Source organism: Bacillus sp. 1021 (genome assembly GCF_014534735.1).
GTDB lineage: Bacteria > Bacillota > Bacilli > Bacillales > Bacillaceae > Bacillus > Bacillus siamensis.
Map to the genome: position 1 here is coordinate 287,922 of NZ_JACVSR010000002.1, position 22,486 is coordinate 310,407.

The 22,486-nt window shown below is 46.5% G+C and carries 21 protein-coding genes; 19 read left to right on the forward strand and 2 right to left on the reverse strand.

Going from position 1 to position 22,486, the window contains the following annotated elements:
* Positions 1-10: 10 nt before the first annotated feature.
* The 18 genes from ICW23_RS08065 (at position 11) to ICW23_RS08150 (ending at position 18,612) form a co-directional block, all read left to right on the forward strand.
* Positions 11-1,180: a DegT/DnrJ/EryC1/StrS family aminotransferase gene (locus ICW23_RS08065; RefSeq protein WP_016937545.1), complete on the forward strand. Its 1,170-nt coding sequence runs from the start codon at positions 11-13 to the stop codon at positions 1,178-1,180.
* Positions 1,181-2,044, forward strand: coding sequence for a GNAT family N-acetyltransferase (locus ICW23_RS08070; RefSeq protein WP_016937546.1), 864 nt, complete (start codon positions 1,181-1,183; stop codon positions 2,042-2,044).
* The gene (locus ICW23_RS08075) at positions 2,044-3,165 is read left to right on the forward strand and encodes an N-acetylneuraminate synthase family protein (protein WP_188154313.1); all 1,122 of its coding nucleotides are present in this window, start codon (positions 2,044-2,046) and stop codon (positions 3,163-3,165) included. The genes ICW23_RS08070 and ICW23_RS08075 overlap by 1 nt, the downstream gene beginning before the upstream one ends.
* Positions 3,158-3,898 (forward strand): cytidylyltransferase domain-containing protein, encoded by a 741-nt coding sequence (locus tag ICW23_RS08080; RefSeq protein WP_188154314.1) that lies wholly within the window; start codon positions 3,158-3,160, stop codon positions 3,896-3,898. Before ICW23_RS08075 ends, ICW23_RS08080 begins: the two co-directional genes overlap by 8 nt.
* Position 3,899: 1 nt before the next feature.
* On the forward strand, positions 3,900-4,904 hold the full coding sequence (locus ICW23_RS08085; protein WP_049627604.1) for a PseG/SpsG family protein: 1,005 nt from the start codon (positions 3,900-3,902) through the stop codon (positions 4,902-4,904).
* A gap of 27 nt (positions 4,905-4,931) precedes the next feature.
* Positions 4,932-5,669, forward strand: a complete 738-nt coding sequence (locus tag ICW23_RS08090; RefSeq protein ID WP_016937550.1) for a sugar phosphate nucleotidyltransferase — start codon at positions 4,932-4,934, stop codon at positions 5,667-5,669.
* A gap of 2 nt (positions 5,670-5,671) precedes the next feature.
* Positions 5,672-6,619 (forward strand): dTDP-glucose 4,6-dehydratase, encoded by a 948-nt coding sequence (rfbB, locus tag ICW23_RS08095; protein ID WP_016937551.1) that lies wholly within the window; start codon positions 5,672-5,674, stop codon positions 6,617-6,619.
* Between the two features lie 20 nt (positions 6,620-6,639).
* On the forward strand, positions 6,640-7,488 hold the full coding sequence (rfbD, locus tag ICW23_RS08100) for a dTDP-4-dehydrorhamnose reductase (protein WP_016937552.1): 849 nt from the start codon (positions 6,640-6,642) through the stop codon (positions 7,486-7,488).
* On the forward strand, positions 7,485-7,940 hold the full coding sequence (locus ICW23_RS08105; protein ID WP_029575291.1) for a dTDP-4-dehydrorhamnose 3,5-epimerase family protein: 456 nt from the start codon (positions 7,485-7,487) through the stop codon (positions 7,938-7,940). The genes rfbD and ICW23_RS08105 overlap by 4 nt, the downstream gene beginning before the upstream one ends.
* 319 nt (positions 7,941-8,259) lie before the next feature.
* Positions 8,260-9,186, forward strand: coding sequence for an ABC transporter ATP-binding protein (locus tag ICW23_RS08110; RefSeq protein ID WP_049627602.1), 927 nt, complete (start codon positions 8,260-8,262; stop codon positions 9,184-9,186).
* 65 nt (positions 9,187-9,251) lie between these two features.
* Positions 9,252-9,956 (forward strand): ABC transporter permease, encoded by a 705-nt coding sequence (locus ICW23_RS08115; RefSeq protein WP_049627601.1) that lies wholly within the window; start codon positions 9,252-9,254, stop codon positions 9,954-9,956.
* A gap of 176 nt (positions 9,957-10,132) precedes the next feature.
* Positions 10,133-10,330 (forward strand): DUF4097 family beta strand repeat-containing protein, encoded by a 198-nt coding sequence (locus ICW23_RS08120; protein ID WP_395941062.1) that lies wholly within the window; start codon positions 10,133-10,135, stop codon positions 10,328-10,330.
* Between the two features lie 202 nt (positions 10,331-10,532).
* Entirely contained in the window at positions 10,533-11,231 is a 699-nt protein-coding gene (locus ICW23_RS08125) for a response regulator transcription factor (protein WP_045925782.1), read from the forward strand.
* Position 11,232: 1 nt separating this feature from the next.
* Complete coding sequence (locus ICW23_RS08130; protein WP_049627599.1) at positions 11,233-12,168, forward strand: sensor histidine kinase; 936 nt, start codon at positions 11,233-11,235, stop codon at positions 12,166-12,168.
* Positions 12,169-12,400: 232 nt separating this feature from the next.
* Entirely contained in the window at positions 12,401-13,687 is a 1,287-nt protein-coding gene (locus tag ICW23_RS08135) for a Glu/Leu/Phe/Val family dehydrogenase (RefSeq protein WP_045925783.1), read from the forward strand.
* Positions 13,688-13,869: 182 nt separating this feature from the next.
* Entirely contained in the window at positions 13,870-15,417 is a 1,548-nt protein-coding gene (gene pruA / locus ICW23_RS08140; RefSeq protein ID WP_188154315.1) for an L-glutamate gamma-semialdehyde dehydrogenase, read from the forward strand.
* Between the two features lie 70 nt (positions 15,418-15,487).
* Positions 15,488-17,182, forward strand: a complete 1,695-nt coding sequence (locus ICW23_RS08145; RefSeq protein ID WP_188154316.1) for a M20 family metallopeptidase — start codon at positions 15,488-15,490, stop codon at positions 17,180-17,182.
* An 11-nt stretch (positions 17,183-17,193) separates the two neighbouring features.
* A complete protein-coding gene (locus ICW23_RS08150) occupies positions 17,194-18,612 on the forward strand; it encodes an amino acid permease (RefSeq protein WP_047475905.1) in 1,419 nt (472 codons plus the stop codon).
* A 32-nt stretch (positions 18,613-18,644) separates the two neighbouring features.
* Here the strand turns inward: ICW23_RS08150 and ICW23_RS08155 are convergent, their stop codons facing one another.
* A complete protein-coding gene (locus ICW23_RS08155; protein ID WP_047475904.1) occupies positions 18,645-19,847 on the reverse strand; it encodes a multidrug effflux MFS transporter in 1,203 nt (400 codons plus the stop codon).
* Positions 19,848-20,067: 220 nt separating this feature from the next.
* On the opposite strand from ICW23_RS08155, the gene ICW23_RS08160 reads away from it, so the two are divergent.
* Positions 20,068-21,306: an MFS transporter gene (locus ICW23_RS08160; protein WP_188154317.1), complete on the forward strand. Its 1,239-nt coding sequence runs from the start codon at positions 20,068-20,070 to the stop codon at positions 21,304-21,306.
* Positions 21,307-21,349: 43 nt separating this feature from the next.
* Here ICW23_RS08160 and bacG read toward each other — a convergent pair whose 3' ends face one another.
* Positions 21,350-22,129: an NADPH-dependent reductase BacG gene (bacG, locus tag ICW23_RS08165; protein WP_188154318.1), complete on the reverse strand. Its 780-nt coding sequence runs from the start codon at positions 22,127-22,129 to the stop codon at positions 21,350-21,352.
* Between the last annotated feature and the right edge of the window lie 357 nt (positions 22,130-22,486).

The window sequence follows — 22,486 nt, forward strand, 5'->3', positions numbered from 1 at the left end:
CGCAAAGAAAATGGTGCAAAAAAGATCAGCTTTTCTTCCCTATTCATTGCCCATGATCGGGAAGGACGAAATTCAGGAGGTTATTGATACGCTAGAAACGGGCTGGCTTTCAAAGGGACCGAAAGTGGAGGCGTTTGAAAAAGCTTTTGCCGCCTGGACGGGAGCAAAGCACGCGATCGCCCTGAACTCATGTACCGCCGCTTTGTTTTTGGCATTGAAAGCGAAAGGAATCGGTCCCGGCGACGAGGTCATCACGTCTGCCGTGACGTTCAGTTCAACAGCCAATACCATCGTGCACACAGGCGCCGTTCCGGTGTTTGTTGATATTGACCCGCTTACGCTGAATGCGGACCCTGAGAACATTGAGGCGGCCGTCACCCCGCGGACAAAGGCGATTGTGCCCGTTCATTTCGCCGGCCAGTCGTGTGATATGGATCGGATTCTGGCCATCGCTAAAAAGCATCAGCTGTTTGTCTTAGAGGATGCCGCACATGCCGTGTACACCACGTATAAACAGAAAATGGTCGGATCAATCGGAGACGCGACGGCATTCAGTTTCTACGCGACAAAGAACCTGGCAACCGGTGAAGGCGGCATGCTGACGACCGATGATGACGGGCTTGCCGATCAGATCAGGGTGCTCAGCCTTCACGGGATGAGCAAAGGCGCGTGGAACCGCTATTCTTCAAACGGAAGCTGGTATTACGAGGTCGAAGCGCCCGGCTATAAAATGAATATGTTTGACCTTCAGGCAGCGCTTGGGCTTCACCAGCTGAAACGGATTGACAGCATGCAGCAAAGAAGGGCTGAAATTGCAAGCCGCTACCAGGACGCTTTCAGGGACATGAAAGGGCTGACCGTCCCATATGTCAGTGATGACGGGCGGCATGCATGGCATTTGTATGTTCTTCAAATAGAGGAGCAGGAAACCGGGATCAGCCGGAACGATCTGATTTCCGCTTTAAAAGATCAATATAACATCGGCACAAGCGTTCATTTTATTCCGGTTCCGTTTCATCCGTATTATCAAAAAACGTACGGATATAAGGAAACTGATTTTCCGGCCGCGGCCGCGTATTATCACCGCACCGTATCACTCCCTCTTTATCCGTCAATGACAGATGATGACGTTGAATACGTCATTGCGGCAGTTACGGATATCATCAAAGGGGCTGATTAGGTGTACAGACTGAAGAGAAATCTTGCACAGGATGTGATTCAAGCTTTTCTGCAACAGAAGGGCATTCAGCCGGAGGCCTATGAGTCGTCACTCTGTTTATTGGAAGAAAACAGCCTTCAAGGCGTGATTTTATATGAGAGCTCTTCGTGGGAAAGTCAATTGTTCCAAAAAAAAATCATCAATGTGAAGCTTGCAGCCGCAAACAGCACCGGTCAGCTCAAAAGGCTGTTTCAGGAATTTTACGCGTCAAGGCGGGCGGACGGCACTGATTTTATATTTATTAAAATACCGGCTGAGGATGTCGGCGCGATGCAGGTCGTGCAGCAGCTTCCAAATGCTTGTTTTGTCGGGAGTCTGTTCAAACTCGTCAGCCCGGTGCGTGTATTTAACAGCACGCCGCCATTTGAGATTGCAGAAGCCGGTCCCGGCGACGCGGAAGCGATCAGCCGGCTGGCCCGAGATGCCTTTACAAAAAGCAGGTATTACCAGGACCCCCATCTCAGCTATGAAAGTGCAAACCGCCTGTTTGAAGAGTGGGCGCGGAATAACGCGGAAGGCAGGGCTTCGTTACAATTCGCCGCCAAATATAAGGGAGAGACCGTGGGCTTTGTGCAGGGGCTTTCTAAAGGCGATGAATTCGTCCTTGATCTGATGGCGGTAAAGCCGGGATTTGAAGGAAAAGGAGCGGGATACCATTTAGCGGCGCGCATTATTGAACAATCACTGCGCTTTCAGCATAAGACTGTATCAGCGGGCACGCAGCTCCACAATGTAAGAGCCATCCGTTTGTATGAACGAATGGGCTTTAAAGCGGATGCATCTTATTATTACTATCATGTGTGGCCCGGGAAGGGGGCGGACTGATGGCATCATGCAAAATCGGATCGAAGTCAATCGGCGGAGATTCGCCCGTTTTCATTATCGCCGAAGCCGGAATTAATCATGACGGAAAGCTGAACCAGGCGTTTGAATTGATAGATGCGGCCAGTGAGGCCGGCGCGGACGCGGTCAAGTTCCAAATGTTTCAGGCTGACAAAATGTATCAGAAAGACCCCGGTCTATACAAAACCGCTGCGGGAAAAGACGTCTCTATTTTTTCACTCGTGCAATCAATGGAAATGCCCGCTGAATGGATCGAACCGCTGCTTGAATATTGTAAGAAAAAAGGCATGCTGTTTTTAAGCACGGTATGTGACGAAGGCTCTGCCGACTTACTCTATGCGACTTCCCCGCCCGCCTTTAAAATCGCCTCCTACGAGCTGAATCATCTGCCGTTATTGAAATATGTGGCGGGGCTGAAGACCCCGATTATCTTTTCAACTGCCGGCGCTGATATTTCAGATATTCAGGAGGCTTATCAAACCATTACCGGCGAGGGGAACAAAGAAATTGCAATCATGCACTGTGTGGCGAAATATCCCGCTCCGCCTGAACACAGCAATCTGAGCGTCATTCCCATGCTTGCCGCCGCTTTTCCTGATGCTGTGATCGGTTTTTCTGACCACAGCGCGCATCCGTATGACGTCCCGTGCGCGGCTGTCAGGCTCGGAGCGAAACTGATTGAAAAGCATTTTACGATCGACAAAAATCTGCCCGGCGCTGATCACTCCTTCGCCCTCAACCCGGATGAATTAAAAGAAATGGTTGCGGCGATCCGGTCAGTTGAACAAGAGCTGCGGCAGGGGCATCACGCTCCGGTGCCGAAAATGCTGTCGGGAAGCTCCCATAAGACCACGACACCGATTGAAGGGGATATCAGAAAATTCGCTTACAGAGGCATTTTTTCAACAGCGCTGATTCAAAAAGGGGAATGTTTTACGGCGGATAATCTTGCCGTCCTTCGTCCCGGCCAAAAACCGCAGGGGCTTCACCCGAGGTATTTTGAGCTTTTAATTGACGGGGCGCGTGCGGTCAGGGATATCCCCGCCGACACGGGTATCACTTGGGATGACCTTTTGACGAAAGGCAGCTCTTATGATGACTGACATTTTGTTCATCATTCAGGCGCGGATGGGGAGCGGGCGTCTTCCCGGCAAAGTGCTGAAACCGATCGGCGGGTATACCATCCTCGATATGATTGTCAAAAGGGTTCGGCAAAGCGCGTATTATGATCAAGCGCGGGATAATTTGATTGTGGCCACGTCCGACAGCAAGACCGACGACATTCTGTACGCGCACTGCCTCAGTAAGCACTACCGGGTGCACCGGGGCAGCGAACAGCGCGTGCTTGATCGGTTTGCGCAAGTCATTGAACAAGTAAAACCGGCCATCGCAGTCAGACTGACTGGGGATAACCCGTTTGTCGACCCTTCGCTGCTTGATGTTCTGATTCAATCGCATTCAGACCAGCATGCAGACTACACGTATATCAGCGGTACGGCGCTCGGCATCGGCGGCGAGGCGGTTAACGCGCGCCTCCTAACGGAGATCAATGCCGACAAAACGCTGGCAGACAAATATCAGGAGCATGTCACGCTTTTAATTAGAGAATCTCCTGAGAGGTACCGGCTGCTTTTTCCCGAACCCCCGCAGGAACTCCGGGCTCCTCATTTGCGGCTGACCGTCGATACCGAAGAGGACTACAGGCTGGCCCGCGAGCTATACGAAAAAGCAGGCTCGCACCCTGATATTCCGGCAAAAGAATTGATTCATCTGCTGAATAACGATCCTGAACTCAGGGCCATTAATCAAATGATCCGGCAAAAAGAGGCTGATTAGGATGCGGGTTTTGATATTCGCAGACGGGGGCCGTGAAATCGGTATGGGCCACGCCGTCAGGATGAAGCTGCTTGCCGGCGCCATTTTGAATAAATGCTCAATCACGTTTTACACCAATAAAGAGGCTTCTTCATACCTGTCTGCTGATCAATGGGAAGTGATCATCAAGCCTGACAAGGGACAGAAGGAATTTATTGTCCGGGAAATAAACAGGCAGGCTCCTGACATGCTCATATTCGACGTGCTTGATATGCCTTCTGACTGGCTTGAAGAAATCAGACGGCATTCATCGGCACGCATCGTCTTATTTGAAGAAAAGCGGGAGCATGTCATTCATTTATGTGATGCCGTCATAAACGGCATATATGGCGGGCTGAAAAGCCGGACAATGAAAATGGGCAGAGCCGTTATATATGAAGGCCCGGAATATATCATTCTTCATCCGGAATTTGAAAAAGCCAAACAGCACTATCAGCTGAGAAAAGAATGCCGGACCATTTTGGTTTCTTTAGGAGGAAGCGATCCGAAGAAGCTTGTCTTTAAAGTGATAGAAGCATGCCGCCGGATTCCGGATATTCATCGAAAACAAGTGATTATTGTCATGGGCGGAGCTGCGGCTCACGCTGATGACGTGCGCACGCTTATCGCGCAAATGCCTTATGCCGAGATGGTAAGGCAGACAAATGACATGGCCGCACTTCTTACGAGGGCTGATATGGCCGTCGTGTCCGGCGGCATCACTTTATATGAAACCATTTGTACGGGTGTGCCCTGCATCGTTCTTTCTCAAGTGGCGCATCAAACCGTGACGGCTGAAAAATTCGCCGCACGGGGCGCCGCCGTTCATCTCGGCCTGGGAGAACACACCCCGGCGGACGTGCTCGCTCGGCATATGTCTGAGCTGGCTGCTGATTATCCGAGACGGCTCGGGCTTCATCAGAACGGAACGCCGCTGGTTGACGGGAGAGGCATCAAACGGGCGGCGGCGATTCTTTATGATTTGTGATAAAACCACACGTAAGGAAGTGTTCATGTGAAAGGTGTTATCTTAGCCGGAGGTACTGGCTCGCGCCTTATGCCGCTGACGAAAGCGGTTAATAAGCATTTACTCCCTGTCGGTCCGTACCCGATGATTTACTGGTCGATCATGAAGCTGGAAGAAGCGGGAATTACGGATATATTGCTGATTACGCAAAAAGAGTATATTCCGCAATTTCATAAGCTTCTTGAAACCGGAGAAGAGCTCGGCGTGTCGATCACATACCAGGTTCAGCCCGCCGCATCAGGGATTTCGGACGGTTTATCGTACGCAAAGCGGTTCACCGGACGCGACCCCTTCGTCCTGCTGTTAGGAGATAATATTTTCGAAGATTCATTAAAACCTTATACGGAACGTTTCGCACAGCAGGGAAAAGGGGCAAAAGTGCTGCTGAAAGAAGTTGACGATCCGGAGCGCTTCGGCATCGCCGAAATTGATGAAGAAAACAAACGGATCAAGTCGATCATTGAAAAGCCGGAGCATCCGCCGACCAGCTTATGTGTCACAGGGATTTACATGTACGACGCAGAAGTGTTTTCTTATATTGAACAAATTTCTCCATCAAAACGCGGCGAACTGGAAATTACCGATGTCAATAATTTATACATTGAACACAGCGAGCTGACGTATGATGTGTTAACGGGCTGGTGGGTGGATGCAGGCACGCATGAATCGCTCTATCTCGCCGGAAGCCTGGCGCAGCAGGCAATACAGAAAGGACAGGAACATTAATCATGCCAAAATCATATTTAATTACAGGCGGCGCAGGATTTATCGGCCTTACCTTTACAAACATGATGCTGAAAGAAACGGACGCGCAGATTACCGTCCTGGATAATCTCACGTATGCAAGCAGGCCGCTTGAAATAGAAGCCTTAAAAAAGCACGGCCGTTTCCGTTTTATCAAAGGTGACATCTCCAAAAAAGAAGACATTGATAAAGCCTTTTCCCAAATGTATGACGCTGTCATTCATTTTGCGGCTGAATCCCATGTAGACAGAAGCATTAATCAGGCAGAGCCGTTTATCACAACAAATGTGATGGGCACATACAGACTGGCGGACGCGGTGTTACAGGGCAAGGCCGGCAGGCTGATTCACATTTCCACAGACGAGGTGTACGGAGATTTGGGGCCGGATGATCCCGCTTTCACAGAGACGACGCCGCTTTCTCCAAACAATCCGTATTCCGCAAGCAAGGCGGGCTCAGACCTGCTCGTCATGTCTTATGTGAAAACCCATAAGCTCCCTGCGATCATCACGAGATGCAGCAACAATTACGGGCCTTACCAGCATCACGAGAAAATGATTCCGACCATTATCAGGCACGCCGTAAACGGTACGCCGGTTCCGCTGTACGGCGACGGGATGCAGATCAGAGACTGGCTGTTTGCCGAGGATCATTGCCGCGCCATTAAGCTCGTGCTGGAAAACGGAACGCTCGGTGACATTTATAATATCGGCGGCGGAAATGAACGGACGAATAAAGATCTGGCTGCATTTATCATGAAGGAGCTCGGAGTGGAGGAGCGGTTTGTTCATGTCGAAGATAGAAAAGGGCATGACCGCCGTTACGCCATCAATGCCTCAAAGCTGAAAAATGAGCTGGGCTGGCGGCAGCAGGTCACATTTGAAGAAGGAATGAGAAGAACCATTCGCTGGTATACAGACAGCCAAGACTGATCGGAAAGAAGGGGATCCGATTGACGAAGGTATTAGTAACCGGAGCTGCCGGCCAGCTGGGGCGGGAATTATGCCGCCTGCTGAAGCGGGAAGGGTATGAGGTGATCGCCCTGACAAAAGCGATGATGAATATATCCGACCAGCGTTCGGTGCGGCACTCATTCAGCCATTACAAGCCGGATATCGTCGTCAATACGGCGGCATACACCTCCGTTGACAAATGTGAAACGGAGCTCGACAAAGCGTATTTAATAAACGGAATCGGCGCTTATTATGCCGCGCTTGAGGCTGAAAACACCGGAGCGAGATTCATTCACATCAGTACCGATTACGTTTTCAGCGGCAAAGGAACACGGCCTTATCGGACGGATGATCCCGCAGACCCCGGCACGATTTACGGAAAAAGCAAAAAACTCGGTGAAGAACTGATCCGGTTAACGGGAAAAAATCATACCATTATCAGAACATCGTGGGTGTACGGCAGCGGCGGGCATAACTTTGTCAATACAATGCTGAAGCTTGCGGATACACATAAACAAGTGCGTGTCGTCAATGACCAAGTCGGCTCGCCGACGTATACAAAGGATTTAGCCGAAACGGTGATCGGTCTGTTTGACAGGCCGCCGGGCACGTACCACGCCGCAAACAGCGGAGTGTGCAGCTGGTATGAATTCGCCAAGGCCATTTTTGAAGAAAGCGGCAGGAACGCCGCCGTGCTGCCCGTGACGACGGAGGAATACGGAAATGAGACGCCGCGTCCCGCTTACTCGGTGTTAAGCCTTGAGTCGATCGAACGGCAGGGGCTCGGCATGAGGCACTGGCGGGATGCGCTGCGTGATTATTTACAAAGGGAGGGGCAATGCAAGTGATCGAAGGCGTAAAAATCAAAAAGCTGACCAAACACAGTGACGACCGGGGTTTCTTTTCAGAACTCGTCCGCGACGATGAACATCTCTTGGAGCGATTCGGGCAGGCTTCCTGGTCCAAAAGCTATCCCGGCGTCATTAAAGCATTTCACTATCACGAGAAACAGGATGACCTGTGGTTTTTCCCGACGGGCCACGCCCAGGTCGTGCTGCATGACCTTCGCGAAGAGTCAGCAACCAAGGGAGAAACGGATGTCTACTACATGGGAGAAGACAATCCGATGCTGCTTCTCATTCCCAAAGGTGTCGCGCACGGGTACAGAGTGCTGGGAGAAACGCCGCTGACCATTATTTATTTCACGACAATGTCCTACAATCCGGATCAGCCGGATGAAAAAAGAATCCCATGGAACGACGAAACCATCGGATTTGACTGGCAGACGGCTCACCGGTAGCGCAGAAGACGAAGACAGCGGATGTCTTCGTTTTTGTGTTTGCCGGTGAATAAGATACGACCGCCCGCTATATCATGATTGCTGGCCTGAAGAACAATTTCATCAAAAATGTCTTGGAAAATGGCGGTCAGTTAGGGACCTGAAATTTAAGAGATCCTCCCTTTCTTCTCTTATGGACATCATGCATCCTAAAAAAACAAAAAATGATTTATAGAATGGGGATAGGATTTGAAAATCTTAAGAAAAAAGTAATATTTGCTTAAGAGAAAAGAGAACTTTCCTTTATATAGTAGGAGTATATAGGGAAAGGGGAAAGCGAATGACATACATCTTAAAAACGAGTCAGCTTACAAAATCATTTAAAGGAAAAGAAGTTGTTTCCGGAGTTAATATGCACGTGAAAAAAGGGGAGATTTATGGATTCTTGGGTCCCAATGGGGCAGGTAAAACAACCATTATGAAAATGATTACAAATTTAATCAAGCCTACAAGTGGTGAAATCGAAATTTTCGGTGAGAAATTAACAGATACGTCATTTGAAGTTTTAAAAAGAATGGGCACCATTATTGAATATCCCATTTTCTATGACAACCTCACTGCTAAAGAAAATTTAGATTTCCATTGTGAATATATGGGCTATTACGATAAAAAATCCATTGACCACGCTATCGAGCTTGTAAAGTTACATAATATTGATAATAAAAAAGTGAAAGAGTTTTCTTTAGGAATGAAACAAAGGTTAGGAATAGCCAGAGCTATTTCTACAAGACCAGAACTTCTCATTTTAGACGAGCCAATTAATGGCCTGGATCCAATAGGTATAAAAGAGTTGAGGGATCTCTTTAAGTTACTTTGCAGAGAATATGGAATTACATTATTAGTCTCCAGTCACATTTTAGCCGAAATGGAACAAATGTCAGATACTATTGGTATCATACAGAATGGCAAGTTAATAAAAGAAGTTTCTATGAAGAGTATAAACGGAAAACAAACAGAGTATATAGAGGTACAAGTCCAAAACATAAAAAAAGCATTATATATTTTAGAGCAAAATCTGGGGATAAGAAATTTTAAAATGATTGATCAACAATTAATTCGTATCTATGAAACAGCAGTTACACAACAAGAAATCTCTAAAGTACTTATTCTGAATGACATTGGTATAGAAAGTATAAATAAAAAACACAGTTCTTTAGAAGAATACTTCTTAAATTCTATGAATGGGGAGGGAATACACACTAGATAGATTGCCCGTCTGTGTTATGCACCTTATTTGCATTGTCTTAAATTCTTCTGCTGGAGGCTATTAGCATGTTAAAACTTATGAAATTAGAGTACAAAAAACATCACTTATCACAGTATTTTAAATGGGTGGCACTTTGGATATTAATCATCTTTGCCTTAGCGGCTCTTATGGGATGGGAATCTAAAAATGAAAATGAACTTATGTTTCGTGATTATGCAGATTTTATATCTCTAACTAATATTCTTATTAGAATTGTATTTATTAGTTTTTCTGCTGTGATTTTATCCCGTTTAGTTATTGATGAATATAAAAATAAAACAATACAATTGCTGTTTACTTATCCTTTACAAAGAAAAAAATTAATGCAAGCTAAACTATCTATTGTCTTCCTATTCTGCTTTGTAAGTATTGTTATTGCTACTTTTGTTATTAACTTGTTAATTCTCTTCGTGAGTCCGCACTTATATTTATTCGAGAAGCCTGTTGAAATGAGTGAAGTTATTTCCGCTATGCCATCGACTCTTCTCACCGCTTTTATGATGGGAGGAGTGAGTCTGATTCCTTTATTTTTTGGCATGAGAAAAAAATCAACTGCTGCTGCAATCACTTGGGCTTTCATAATCGGGTTCTTTATCAATGCAACAGTTTCCGACGGAGGAGAAACAGTCAGTTTAAGTCAATTTATTATCATTCCAATTGTACTTTGTTTATTTGGTCTTTTAGTGGGTTATCTTTCTTACCGTAAAATAGAACAAAAAGATTTAGTGTAAATGAGGAGAAATTACACATTGAAGAAAATTATAGCAATGTCAAGGAATTACTTTTAGAAAACAGGGCGGCACAATCTATATTAATGTTCCCGATTCAGGTATGAACAATATTGAAATAACCAAGTAGTTCTAATGTAAAGGTTTCTTCTATAGATGGGACGGTTTCAATCAAGGACATAACAGAAGGAAAATCTTTATCAGTAAATACGAAATCAGGAGATATAGGTGTATCTTATAAAAAAGCGCCAACTTCACTTGCTGTTTTTGCTCAGAGTAATTCTGATGTAACGCTTGATCTAGATGATGGCGTAAAACTGAAAAAAGGTGAAATTGGCGCGGGAAGTAATAAAGTAAGTCTATTTAGGGTTCGATAAAGGTTAGATAAAAAGAGAAAAACACAAGACAACAATTCCCGCTATTGAAGAATGGTTGTCTTATTTGTTTGTATTTAAAATGTTTTGGAGTATTTATCTCCTTTTGGATAAAAAAGAATTATAATGAGATTAATTATCTGTATATTGATTGAAATAAACAGTGAAATAAGAATATCAGTTTTATATTTAAGGAGCGGAAAGCTTGGGTTACAAAATATTAATTGTAGAAGACGACCAATTCATAAGCGATATGGTAAGCGAAAGTTTAACAAAAGAAGGGTTTGAAGTAACAGCAGCTTTTGACGGTGAAGAAGCTTTAGACATATTGAACACACAAAAGTTTGAGGTTATATTATTGGATTTAATGCTTCCGAAGATAGATGGTATGGAATGTTTAAGAATGATTCGTTCTAAAAGCATGATTCCAGTTCTTATCATGTCTGCAAAAGATGAAGATGTAGATAAGGCACTTGGTCTCGGCCTCGGAGCTGATGATTATATTTCTAAACCTTTTTCTATGCTGGAAGTATTAGCCAGAATTAAAGCAACTATTAGAAGAGAAAGACACTATAAGAGCTCCCTGTCTCCAAAGGAAGAAAAAATCATTAAAATAGGTGATTTGAGTGTTGACCTGCATGGCTTTTCTGTTAAAAAATTCAATGAAAAGATTAATCTCACGGCAAAAGAATTTAATATTTTAAAACTCTTTATTTCTAATCCTTCACAAGTATATACTAAGGCTCAACTTTATAAATCCGTATGGGAAGATGAGTATCATGGAGATGAGAATGTAATTAATGTTCATATTAGACGGCTTAGAGAGAAAATTGAGGACGATCCATCTCATCCAATGTACATAAAAACTTTGTGGGGAATCGGTTATAAGTTGGGAGATTTTTAAATTGTTTTATATGTTGGTTATTTTATTCATATCCTCTGCAGCAGTAAATATATTTCTTTTCCGAAGCCGATTACATCTAAGGACTGAGATTAAATATATTAGAAATAAACTTCGAAAAGTTGTTAATGAAGAGACAGGCGAAAGATTATTGATTAACACGGATGATAAATATATAAAATCCTTGTTAATTCAAATAAACCGTCTTTTAGACCATAATCAAAAGATCAAAGGGAACTACAATAGTATTGAACTGTCCATGCGAAAAATGTTATCAAATATTTCACACGATTTAAAGACGCCTTTAACAGTTATACTAGGTTATATTGAAATTATAAATAACGATAAAAGTCTGACTTCGGAAAAGATTATGAGTTTACTAAAAACAGTTAATTTAAAAACGGTCGAGGTATTAGCGTTAATAAACCGTTTTTTTGAACTTGTAAAATTAGAGTCAGGAGATAAAAAATTAAATTCTTCACGAATTGATATATGTGAAGTCAGCCGAAAAATAATTTTGGATTACTACGAAATTTTAATAAGCAAAGAATTTGAAGTAGTGATTGATATACCCGATGATCCTGTATTTGTTAGCGGAGATGAAGATGCAATTGAGAGGGTTCTAAATAATTTAATTACGAATGCAATTCAATATGGTTCTGATGGTAAGATGGTGGGTTTAAAGATCAGAATAACTGATCATGATGTTTTTGTAGAAATATCAGATAAAGGAAAAGGGATAAATGAAATGCATAAAGACCGTGTCTTTGAACGAATGTACACATTAGAGGACTCGAGAAACACCAATTATCAGGGAAGCGGATTGGGGCTGACAATTACTAAGAGATTAGTAGAGCAAATGGAAGGAAGTATATCTCTAAATAGTGTCCCCTTCAAAGAAACAACGTTTTCTGTACGTTTAAGACGTATTAGATTTTAATAAAAGCAATAATGTTTCTTCTGTATACGTCTTCAAATCTTCCTTTCTTTTTAATCTGAGAGGCTGACAACAGTCTCTTTTTTTATGCGCAAAAGGCTGGCATGAATCTTGCATATAAAAAGGGACGTAACGACTATGTGAAAGGGACTGATGGGTCTTGGTGTAAAAACGCTTACAATTTGTTCTGCCGGTAATTGAAGCTTACACGTAAAATACGATGAGGTGATAAAACATGTCAGCCAACCCGCTTTCTAAAAGCAATCAGAAAGACGAAGAAAAAGAAGTTCTTGATTTGTTCCTGTCAACACAATCGATCATAAAAGAGGCCCTGCGCAAACTGGGCTATCCTGACAATATGTATGACCTGATGAAAGAGCCGATGCGGCTTTTGACTGTCCGCATCCCTGTCAAAATGGACAATGGATCAGTACAGGTTTTCACGGGCTACCGCTCGCAGCACAATGACGCTGTCGGCCCGACAAAAGGGGGCGTGCGGTTTCACCCGGAAGTCAGTGAGGAAGAGGTCAAGGCGCTTTCCATCTGGATGACCTTAAAATGCGGCATCACAAACCTTCCTTACGGGGGCGGAAAAGGCGGCATCATTTGTGATCCGCGGACAATGTCTTTCGGTGAACTGGAACGGCTGAGCCGCGGATATGTGCGGGCGATCAGCCAGATTGTCGGTCCGACAAAGGATATTCCGGCTCCCGACGTATATACCAACTCGCAGATTATGGCTTGGATGATGGACGAATACAGCCGCCTGAGAGAATTTGATTCACCGGGATTTATTACGGGAAAGCCGATCGTTCTCGGCGGTTCACAAGGGCGGGAAACGGCGACCGCGCAAGGCGTCACGATTTGTATTGAGGAAGCCGTTAAGAAAAAAGGGATTCCATTGGAAAATGCGCGCATCATCATTCAAGGGTTCGGAAATGCGGGGAGCTTTCTCGCTAAATTTATGCATGACGCCGGCGCCAAGGTGATCGGCATCTCAGACGCCCATGGCGCTTTGTATGATCCTGAGGGCCTTGACGTTAATTACTTGCTGGATAAGAGGGACAGCTTCGGCACGGTGACGAATCTCTTCTCTGATGTCATAACGAACCGGGAGCTGCTGGAAAAGGACTGTGATATTCTCGTGCCGGCCGCAATCTCCAATCAGATTACAGCTGAAAACGCCCATCACATTAAAGCCTCAATCATTGTGGAAGCGGCGAACGGGCCGACAACGATAGACGCCACGAAAATTCTGAATGAAAGAGGCGTGCTTCTCGTGCCGGATATTTTGGCAAGCGCCGGCGGCGTGACGGTATCTTATTTTGAATGGGTGCAAAATAATCAAGGCTTTTACTGGTCTGAGGAGGAAGTCGCCGGTAAACTGCGCAGCGTCATGGTGAATTCGTTCGAATCCATTTATCAGACAGCGCATACCCACAAAGTCGATATGCGTTTAGCCGCCTATATGACAGGCATCAGAAAATCGGCTGAAGCGGCCCGATTCCGCGGCTGGGTATAAGGGTGATCTGCAAAAATATTTTGCGTCTTTTATATAGGAGATCGCAAAATTTCTTTGCATTACTGAATGCAGCCGACAGATTCAGACAAGCTTCGTCTGCTTTCGGCTAATTGTTATGCTGGTATGCTTCTTGCATCTTCATAAAGCGTGAGCACACATTACAAAATACAGGAGGAATTCTAATGACAGTTTCATACGCACACGAACCATTTACAAATTTTCAGGAAGAGACAAATAAACAATCGTTTCAAGAAGCGCTGGCTTATGTGAATTCACAGCTCGGCAAGCATTATCCGCTTATCATCAACGGTGAAGCGATTGAGACGGATAAAAAGATCATTTCCGTCAATCCGGCTGATAAAAAGGAAGTAATCGGCTCTGTATCGGCGGCCGGAAAAGAACATGCGGAAAAGGCCATGCAGGCTGCGCTGCAGACATTTCAAACATGGAAAAAAGTACGGCCGGAACACCGCGCGAATGTGCTGTTTAAAGCGGCGGCAATCATCCGAAGAAGAAAGCATGAATTCTCCGCGTATCTAGTGAAAGAAGCCGGAAAACCATGGAAGGAAGCGGATGCGGATACGGCGGAAGCAATTGACTTTTTAGAGTATTATGCCCGTCAGATGCTGAAGCTGAAAGACGGTTCCCCTGTAAAGAGCCGTGACGGAGAATATAATCAGTATCATTATGAGCCGCTTGGGGTGGGGATCGTCATTTCTCCATTCAACTTCCCGCTTGCGATCATGGCCGGAACGGCGGCAGCAGCCATCGTAACAGGCAACACGATACTGCTGAAACCGGCGGATGCGGCGCCTGTCGTAGCAGCGAAATTCGTTGAAGTGATGAAGGAAGCGGGCCTGCCGGACGGCGTGCTCCAATTCATACCGGGCGACGGAGGAGAAATCGGCGACTACCTGGTTGAGCATCCGAAAACGAGATTTGTGTCGTTTACAGGCTCCCGCGCGGTCGGATGCCGCATTTATGAACGAGCCGCAAAAGTGCAGCCGGGCCAAAAATGGCTGAAACGGGTCATCGCCGAAATGGGCGGAAAAGATACGGTGCTTGTAGACAGAGATGCTGATCTTGATCTTGCCGCTTCCTCAATCGTGTATTCCGCCTTCGGATTTTCAGGCCAAAAATGTTCAGCCGGTTCCCGTGCGGTGATTCATCAGGACGTCTATGATGAAGTTGTCGAAAAAGCCGTCGCTTTAACGAAGTCACTCACTGTCGGAAGTCCGGAAGATTTTGATACATACATGGGGCCTGTCATCCATGAAGCGTCTTATAATAAAGTCATGAAGTATATCGAAATCGGCAAAACAGAAGGAAAGCTTCTGACGGGAGGCGAAGGTGATGATTCGAAAGGATACTTTATTCAGCCGACCATTTTTGCGGATGTTGATGAAAACGCCCGCCTGATGCAGGAGGAAATTTTCGGGCCGGTCGTCGCGATCTCAAAAGCCCGGGATTTCGACCATATGCTTGAGATCGCCAATAATACGGATTACGGACTGACAGGTGCACTGTTATCGAAAACCCGCGCGCACATTGAACGCGCCCGCGAAGATTTTCACGTCGGAAATCTGTACTTCAACCGCGGCTGTACCGGGGCGATTGTCGGATACCAGCCGTTCGGCGGCTTCAATATGTCAGGAACGGATTCAAAAGCCGGGGGACCTGACTATCTGATTCTTCATATGCAGGCAAAAACAACGTCTGAAGCCTATTAATCTTTCGGAAATAGCGCGATGAAAAAAGAGTCGCGCTATTTTCTCTATATGAGGGTAAGGAGGATGGAATATGTATCAGCAGCTCAGCAAGATGCTTCCGGAGGAGAAAATAGAAGCCATTACGAAATCACTGGTGGCGTTAAACAGCATCAACGGCACATTGGGAGAAGGAAAAAAAGCTGACTATATCAAAGATATGATCAAGAGCTTTCCCTACTTCCAGGAGAACCCGTCACATGTGTGGGAGCAGGCGATTCCTGAGGACCCTTACGGCCGCAAGAATATCTTCGCGTTTATTGAAGGAAACGGTGACAGCCTGAATACGGTCATTTATCACGCTCATCTTGATACGGTCGGCATAGAAGACTTCGGCCCTTTAAAAGATATCGCTTTTGATTCCGACCGTCTCGCGGCGTATTTCTCAAGCTATGAATTTGATCGGGATGTGCAGCGGGACGCCCGCTCAGGCGAGTGGATGTTCGGAAGGGGTTCTGTTGATATGCAGAGCGGTATTGCCGTTCATCTCACCAATCTGCTTCACTTTTCTGAACGGCGCGATCAGCTGCCGGGCCATATTCTGTTCATGGCAAACCCGGATGAAGAAAGCCAGCATTCCGGCATTTTAACGAGCATTTCTGAATTAAAACGGCTGAAACGAGAAAAGCAGCTTCGATATTTAGCAGCGATTAATAACGACTTCATCACCCCGCTGTATGAAGGTGACACGACAAGGTATATCTACACGGGCGCGGCAGGAAAGCTTTTGCCTTGCTTTGCGATTTACGGGCGGGAAGTGCATGTCGGTGATACACTGTCCGGCATTGACCCGAATTTGATCGCCTCAGAAATCACCAGAAGAATCCACAACAATATTCATATGACGGAAAACATTGAAGGTGAGCTTGTGCTGCCGCCGACCTGCCTCTACCAGCGTGATAACAAGGAAGCGTATAACGTGCAGACCGCCGTCAGCAGCCATGTCTATTTTAATTACTTTATTTACGAAAAAACCGCCAAAGAAGTCATGGATCAGCTGACTGCCGTGGCTGAGGAAGCCTGTAAAGAGACAGAACAAAAATTATCTGATTATTATGACGAATACTGTGAGAGAACGAGCCTCCCGAAAAAAGACATCACATGGAACGTTCAAGTGTACAGTCTGGAAGATTACTTGAAAAGGCTGAGAAGCCGCGGCATCGACCCTGCGCAGTGTATAGAGCAGGCATTTAAAACATATGAACATCTTGAACTGCGGATGAGATGCTTTAAAGCCGTCGAGGAACTGCAAAAACTGGATCCTGAGCAGGGCGCCAAGGTTATTATTTTTTATGCGCCGCCTTACCTTCCGCACAATTATCTGAAGAAAGAGAGCACGCGGGACCGGCTTTTGCAGCATGTCATTCAAGAAGCCGTCGATAAAACAGCGGCGTCAACGGGGGAAACATTCATCTTTAAAAAGTTTTTTCCTTATTTAGCGGACGGAAGCTTTTTATCGCTGCATGAAACAGACGCGGAGGTCGCCGCCTTTACCGATAATTTTCCGGGCTGGGATGTCATCGGGACGATTCCTTTTAAAGAAATAAGGGAATTAAATATTCCGTCAGTCAATATGGGGGTATACGGCAAGGATGGCCATAAATGGACGGAACGGGTGTATAAACCGTACACATTCCATGTTCTGCCGAAACTCATTCAGCAGACGACGCTGCACCTTTTGCACAGCTATCGATTAGACATCGCACAAAAGGCTGACATAACGGAATAAGGGGGATGTATATGCAGGGAGATACCAATCAAAATGAATTGCAGCGCACGATGAAGGGCCGGCATTTGTTTATGATCGCACTCGGCGGCGTGATCGGGACGGGGCTGTTTATGGGCTCCGGTTTTACGATCAGTGAAGCTGGACCGATCGGCGCGATATTGGCTTATGTGATCGGCGGATTCTTAATGTATCTGGTGATGCTTTGTTTGGGGGAGCTTGCAGTCGCCATGCCGGTCGCAGGATCATTTCAGGCGTATGCGGCAAAGTTTCTCGGGCCGTCTACTGGTTTTACGATCGGGTGGATGTACGCATTCAGCTGGGCCAATACAGTGGGGCTTGAGCTGACGTCGGCGGGGATTTTAATGCAGCGGTGGTTTCCGGCCATTCCGATTTGGGTGTGGTGCCTTGTATTCGGCGTCGTCATTTTCTCCATTAATGCGCTGTCGGCACGGAGTTTTGCGGAAATGGAATTTTGGTTTTCCAGCGTTAAGGTTATGGCTATTGTATTATTTATTATTCTCGGCTGCGCTGCCGTATTCGGCTTTGTCGGTTTTAACGGCGGGCAGACGGCGCCGTATCTGTCAAACTTTACGACGGACAAAGGGCTTTTCCCGAACGGGGCTCAGGCCGTGCTGTTTACGCTTGTCATGGTGAATTTTTCATTCCAAGGAACCGAACTGGTCGGAATCGCCTCGGGAGAAAGCGAAAATCCGGAAAAGACGCTTCCCCGCTCAATCCGAAACGTCATATGGCGCACGCTGTTTTTCTTCGTGCTGGCGATGTTTGTTCTCGTGTCCATTTTGCCGTACCAAACGGCAGGGGTCATCGAAAGCCCGTTTGTCGCTGTGCTGGATAAAATCGGCGTACCCTATGCGGCTGACATCATGAACTTTGTCATTTTGACCGCCATGCTGTCGGTGGCGAACTCCGGGCTGTACGCTTCGTCCAGAATGATGTGGTCTCTATCAAAAAGTAAAATGGGCCCCGCTTCCTTAACAAAACTGACGAAAAAAGGCGTGCCTCTGAAAGCCTTGTTCATCACCATCGCCATCTCAGGTTTATCGCTGCTGACAAGTGTAGTCGCGGCTGAAACGGTGTACGTGTGGCTCATTTCCATCTCGGGTATGATTACCGTCGTCGCGTGGATGTCAATCTGCGCTTCACAATTCGTTTTCCGGAGACGCTTTCTGGCTGAGGGAGGAAATCTGAAAGACCTGGCATTTAAAACGCCTCTTTATCCGATCGTGCCTATCCTCGGATTTTCAGTTTACGGTCTTATCTTAATCAGTCTCATTTTTATTCCGGACCAGCGTATCGGCCTGTACTGCGGCGTCCCGTTGATGATCATCTGTTACGCGTATTACCACTTCGGTATCAAAAAACGCCTGAAACGTGAGCCGGCTTCTTCGGAAAAAGGCGCAGCAGGATAAGAAAAAAAGCCCTCCGTAAAAAGCGGCGGGCTTTACTTTGTTTTTCGTTTTGCCGACAGCACGTAGGAAAGAACGGCAAAGAGCTGAAAACCGAAAATGCTGACAGCCATCGGCCAGGCGTTTTCTTCTCCGGCAATACCGACCAGGGGAGCGGCAAGCGCGCCGCCGATAAAGGGCAGGAGTCCGAGAAGAGCCGCTGCGCTTCCCGCGCCTTTCTCCTGTTTCTGCATAGCCAAAGAAAACCCTGTCGTCGTGACGATCCCGACAGAAGAAACAATAATAAATAAAGAAATGCAGACCGCCGTCAGACTCAAACCGAAAGCAAGCGATAAAAGCAAAGCGACGCTCCCGATGACGGCAATGACCAATCCGGAGACAAACAGCTTCCGTTCATCATGTGTTTTGGCCATCCGTCCCGTCATTTGGGTGGCGCATATGATTCCCGCGCCGTTTACGGCAAACAGCAGGCTGAACATTTGCGCCGATACGCCGTAGATATTTTGCAGCACAAACGGCGACCCGGCAATATATGCGAACATGCCGGTCATCACAAATGCCTGGCTGAGCGCAAATCCCATAAACATCCTGTCACCGAGCAGGCCGCGAAACGTCATCAGCGTCTCCCGGAGTCCGCCGCTTGTCCGCCTTTCCGGCGGGAGTGATTCAGGCAATGCCGTAAGCACGGCTGCAAAAATGATACAGCCGATCACCGCCAGCACGATAAATACGATTTTCCAGCCGGCAAACTGAAGGATAAATCCCCCTGTAATCGGCGCTAAAATCGGCGCCGCCCCATTGACGAGCATCAGCAATGAGAAAAAAGCCGTCAATTCTTTTCCGGAATACATATCGCGCGCGGAAGCCCGTGCGATGACAATGCCGGCCGCTCCTGTGAATCCTTGAATAAACCTCATGACAATTAAAAACGAAACAGAAGGGCTGAAGGCGCATAATAAAGATGCCAGCGTATAAAGCAGCAATGACAGAATCAGCGGTTTCCGGCGCCCGATCATATCACTGAGCGGCCCGACAACGATTTGGCCGACCGCCAGCCCCAAAAGACAAAACGTCAGGCTCAGCTGCGCAAGGGACGCTGTTGTATGGAGATCGGCCGCCACTTCAGGCAAAGCGGGCAGATACATATCGAGCGAAAGCGGCCCGAATGAAGCGAGCGTCCCGAGAATCAATACCATCCCGAGGCTTGCGCGGGCGGCCTTTGAACCAGCGTTATTCATTCCATGACCCACCTTAACAAATGATTCTATCACTATAGCATAACCGGAAGGCATATTTTATATCGTTTATCGAATATAAAATAAATAGATTATTTAAAATCTGAATGTAAATAAAAAAACATAATTCTTTTTCGAATGAAATGTAAAATGGAAAATAAGGATGCTAAACTATGAAATAACAAAAGATAGAAAAGTTTTACGGAGGAGGTGTTCAAAGAGCATGAACAGCAAACAAACCGATCACATTGAAATGAAACGCCGATTTCCGGTCTGTCTCGCGCTTGCTTTGACATTAGGCGTATTTGCCGCGGGTTCTGAAGAGCTGGTGATATCCCCGCTGCTCCCGGATTTAGCGCGGGCTTTCAGCTCGGATATCAGTGTGCTGGCGCTTTCCATCAGTATTTACGGAGTAATGATTTTTATCGGCGCACCGCTTCTTGTTCCCCTTGGCGATAAATATTCCCGGGAACTCAGTCTGATGGCGGGGCTGCTTATCTTTACGGCCGGAACGGTGATCTGCGCGCTGGCGCCCAATCTCTTTTTCTTCTTTCTGGGCAGAGCGCTTTCCGGACTTGCGGCGGGGGCGTTTGTGCCGACAGCATATGCAGTCGTCGGCGACCGTGTGCCTTATGCGTACCGCGGCAAGGTGATGGGTCTGATCGTTTCAAGCTGGTCGCTCGCTTTGATTTTCGGCGTCCCCATCGGTTCTTTTATCGGCGGCGTTTTGAATTGGCGGTGGACGTTTTGGATTTTCGCCCTGATGTCTGTCCTCGTTGCTTCGCTCATTTTCATTGAGGCGCGCCGTAGCACGGCGGACGGGAACAAAACAGAAGAGGAAAGCGTACGGCAGGCAGGCACCTTCCGGGATGCGCTGAAGGTGCCCCGTGTCCCTGTATACCTCACGATCACCTTCTGCAACATGATCGGTTTTTACGGCATGTATTCCTTTCTCGGCACATATCTTCACCGCGTGCTGCCGGGGGGAAATACCGCTTCCGGGCTGATGATCATGGTGTACGGAATCGGTTTTTCCATGAGCGTGTTCACGGGGAAAATCGCAGACAAGGCGGGGAAAATGCGCTCTTTGATCGCGGCATTGGCCGTGATCAGCATATGGCTTGCCTGCCTCGCCTATGCGCCGTCATCAATGCCGATTTTGGTCATCGGGTTATTCATCTGGGGCTTGATGCAAAGCCTGACGGTGACCTTGCTCAGCACCATTTTAAGCGATTGCTCACATAGCCGCCGCGGCAAAATCATGGCATTTTACAGTCTGGCGTCCAATTTGGCCGTGACCTTGGGCTCGGCTGTCATGGGTCCGGTCTATGTCGGATACGGATATGCAGCTGTCGGGTTTATCTGTGCGGCCGTCACCCTCATCGGCTTTGTCCTCAGCGTTTTTGCTTACAGAAGATATGGCAGTTATGAGTATAGGGCCGATCAATCATTGTATCGGTAAATAAAGTTTATAAGAAACACCCCGCTGACAGCGGGATGTTTTTTTATATGCTTTTCATGCTTCCGCCGTCGGCCGATACCTGCTGTCCCGTAATATAAGAAGCTTCTTCCGAGGCGAGAAAGGCAGCCAGCGCCGCGGTTTCTTCGGCGGTTCCGACACGCTTCATCGGAACGTCCGAGGCAATCCGTGCTTCCGCTTCCGCTTCGGAAATTCCGTTTTTCTTCATCATGTTCTGCACAAATTGGTGATAACGCTTCGTGGCGATAAAGCCGGGATTCAGACAGTTGACAGTGATGTGAAAAGGCGCAAGCTGAATGGCGATATTTTTGCTGGCATTAATTAAAGCGGCGTTCATCATGCTGTTGGTGAACATGTCGGCGCCGGGTTCTTTCCATAGGTTTCCGACGATATTAATGATTCTGCCGGATTCGTGCTGCTTCATGATCGCTGCGGCCGTTTTCATAGAGTCGATATAGGCGATCGTTTTATTCGTAAAGGTATTTGTCATATCCTCTATATCGCAGTTTTCAAAGGTATCCGGCGCACCGCCGGGAATGTTGTTGATCAAAACATCAAGCCGTCCGCATTTTGATCTGATGTCTTCAAAAATGTCGGTTCTCGTCTTCTGGTCCGACATATCCCCGGCCAGAACGGTGACGCCCGCGTCCGGATGCTTAGCGAGGATCTCCTCTTTTACCGATTCAATATTTTCGGGAACCCGTGAATTAATGACGGTATGAAAGCTATTGTCCGCCAGTTTCAAAGCGATCGCTTTGCCGATCCCCTGACTGGCGCCCATAATAAATGCGGTTCGTTTTGACAACTGTCTGCACCCCTTTACAAAATGGAATTTCCTTAACATCGTAAAAAAAAATAATAAAAACAGCAAATATTAATTAAATTCTGATAAATAAAAAACCGCCGGACAGGCGGGTGGGTGTTCGATCAATGAGCAATTGAATATCAATTTAATAGGAAAGATTTTAATGCTTGGTCTCGAGGTGGAATGATAATGAAGATTTCTAATTATTAAAAGCTGATTGCTAGTATTTCTTATTCAGAATGAGGATTGATAAAAACGCTGTACTTATAACTAACGAGGAAAATAGGAGTAAAATTTGTTCTTTGTCCAGGTTGATTAATCTAAAATAAAATATAGTCAAGAAGATAAAAAGATAAA